Source organism: Rhizobium phaseoli, from assembly GCF_010668805.1.
GTDB lineage: Bacteria > Pseudomonadota > Alphaproteobacteria > Rhizobiales > Rhizobiaceae > Rhizobium > Rhizobium phaseoli_A.
The window spans coordinates 1-916 of the sequence record NZ_WUFT01000055.1 but is presented as its reverse complement, the minus strand read 5'-3'; the positions used below and the strand labels follow the sequence as shown (position 1 = coordinate 916).

Annotated in this window: 1 protein-coding gene; it reads left to right on the top strand. The window is 58.6% G+C overall.

Features of this window, described 5'->3' with window-relative positions; all coding sequences use genetic code 11:
* On the top strand, positions 1-915 hold a 915-nt coding region (locus tag GR197_RS31330), incomplete at its 5' end, for a porin (protein WP_164016586.1).
* Between the last annotated feature and the right edge of the window lies 1 nt (position 916).

Here is a 916-nt window from a genome sequence, read left to right as displayed (position 1 = left end):
CGCGTCTGCGACGCTTACGGCACCGGCTACTTCTACATCCCGGGCACCGAAACCTGCCTCAAGATCGAAGGCTACATCCGTTTCCAGGTCAACGTTGGCGATCGGGTCGGCAATTCCGACACTCGCGCTAACGATTCCGATTGGGATGCAGTTACTCGCGGTCAGGTTCAGTTCACCGCCAAGAGCGACACCGAATACGGTCCTCTGACCGGCGTCATCGTCATGCAGTTCAATGCTGACAACGCCACCGATCAGAACGCTGTTCTCGACTCCGCTTACCTCGACATCGCGGGCTTCCGCGCTGGTCTGTTCTACAGCTGGTGGGACGACGGCCTCTCGGGCGAAACCGACGATATCGGTTCTCCGGTAACGCTGCACAACTCGCTGCGTTATCAGTACGAGAGCGGCGACTTCTACGCTGGCATCAGCGTCGACGAGCTGGAAGACAGCCCGTTCTATGATGGCGAAACCTCCAACAACGTTGGCGTTGCAGTCGGTCTCGGCGGCAAGGCTGGTGCATTCAGCTACCAGATCACTGCTGGCTATGACACCGACAACGAAGAAGGCGCCGTCCGCGCAATGGGTACGGTTGACATCGGACCGGGCACGCTCGGCCTCGCAGCCGTCTACTCCACCAACCCGAACGCCTACTACAACGCGGCTGAATGGGCTGTTGCTGCCGAATACGCTATCAAGGCAACTGACAAGCTCAAGATCACCCCTGGTGTTCAGTACTACAGCAACTACGGTATCGACGGCAGCGACTTCGCCGACGGCGACGCCTGGAAGGTCGGTCTGACGGTTGATTACCAGATCGTCGACAACTTCTACGCCAAGGCTTCGGTTCAGTACCTCGATCCGGAAGATGCTGACGACTCCACGACGGGCTACTTCCGCCTGCAGCGTTCGTTCTAAT